Here is a 493-nt window from a genome sequence, read left to right on the forward strand (position 1 = left end):
ATGAATACACCCGTTATTCGTCACTCGAAATTATTAAACAAAAAAATAAAGAAGGTTGCTGTACTTGGAGGTTCTGGCGCATTTGGAATAAAAAATGCAATTTCGGCTGGAGCGGACATTTATATCACGGCTGATTTGAAATATCACGATTTTTTTACAGCTGAAAATAAGCTTGTTTTGGCAGATATTGGACATTTTGAATCGGAACAGTTTACAAAAAACTTAATAACTTCGTATCTTAAAGAAAAATTTACTAATTTTGTGGTCTTTAATTCTGGAATTAATACCAATCCTGTTAATTATTGTTAACTATGTCTGAAACAAAAAATATCAAAGAACTAAGCGTAGAAGAAAAACTTCGCGCGTTATACGACTTGCAATTAATTGATTCACGTTTAGATGAAATCAGAAACACAAGAGGTGAATTACCTTTAGAAGTTGAAGATTTGAGCGACGATGTTGCACAATTAGAAACGAGAATCCAAAAAATAGT

At 32.0% G+C, this 493-nt stretch carries 1 protein-coding gene and 1 pseudogene; both read left to right on the forward strand.

Annotated elements, in window-relative coordinates:
• The coding region (locus tag B2X73_RS05250; protein ID WP_291095920.1) for a Nif3-like dinuclear metal center hexameric protein at window positions 1–309 on the forward strand (309 nt) is incomplete at its 5' end.
• Between the two features lie 2 nt (window positions 310–311).
• Window positions 312–493, forward strand: a pseudogene (locus tag B2X73_RS05255) (hypothetical protein); the annotation flags it as partial.

The sequence above is a fragment of the Empedobacter sp. UBA7252 genome, from assembly GCF_002472765.1.
In the GTDB taxonomy this organism is placed as follows: Bacteria; Bacteroidota; Bacteroidia; order Flavobacteriales; family Weeksellaceae; genus Empedobacter; species Empedobacter falsenii_B.